Origin of the sequence: Amycolatopsis sp. cmx-4-61 (assembly GCF_046548775.1) — a bacterium.
Classification (GTDB): Bacteria; Actinomycetota; Actinomycetes; order Mycobacteriales; family Pseudonocardiaceae; genus Amycolatopsis.
The window spans coordinates 1-505 of the sequence record NZ_JAEBEI010000073.1; the positions used below are offsets into that span (position 1 = coordinate 1).

The following is a 505-nucleotide window of genomic DNA, read 5'->3' on the forward strand; positions in this document are numbered from 1 at the left end:
TGGCCCAACCCCGTAAGGGGAGGGAGTGGTCGAAGGTGGGACTGGCGATTGGGACGAAGTCGTAACAAGGTAGCCGTACCGGAAGGTGCGGCTGGATCACCTCCTTTCTAAGGAGCACAACACATCCACCAGGCCGGGATTCCCGGACCAACCTCGGTGGGGTGGGCACGGTTTAACACCCGTACGTGGTGTTGCCGGGCTTGCTCAAGGAATTGTGGAACTACTGGTTATGGTCGCTTCTGGTAGGCAATGCCTCCTCTAGTACAGGCCCTTTGGGTCGCGGAAACGGGAGCCGGCGCCTGGGGGAGTGGTTGTTCGCTGGCACGCTGTTGGGTCCTGAGGCAACACGCCTCAGGGCTTACGCCCTGAAACGTTGTGTGTTTCTGGTGTGGTGTTTGAGAACTGTAGAGTGGATGCGAGCATCTTTGTGGTCAAGTTGTTAAGGGCACATGGTGGATGTCTTGGCTTCAGGAGCCGATGAAGGACGTAGGAGGCTGCGATAAGC

At 58.0% G+C, this 505-nt stretch carries 2 rRNA genes; both read left to right on the forward strand.

Annotation, left to right across the window (positions count from 1 at the left end):
• Positions 1-107 (forward strand): 16S ribosomal RNA (locus tag ACLJOU_RS46965); the annotation flags it as partial.
• 322 nt (positions 108-429) lie between these two features.
• A 23S ribosomal RNA gene (locus ACLJOU_RS46970) occupies positions 430-505 on the forward strand; the annotation flags it as partial.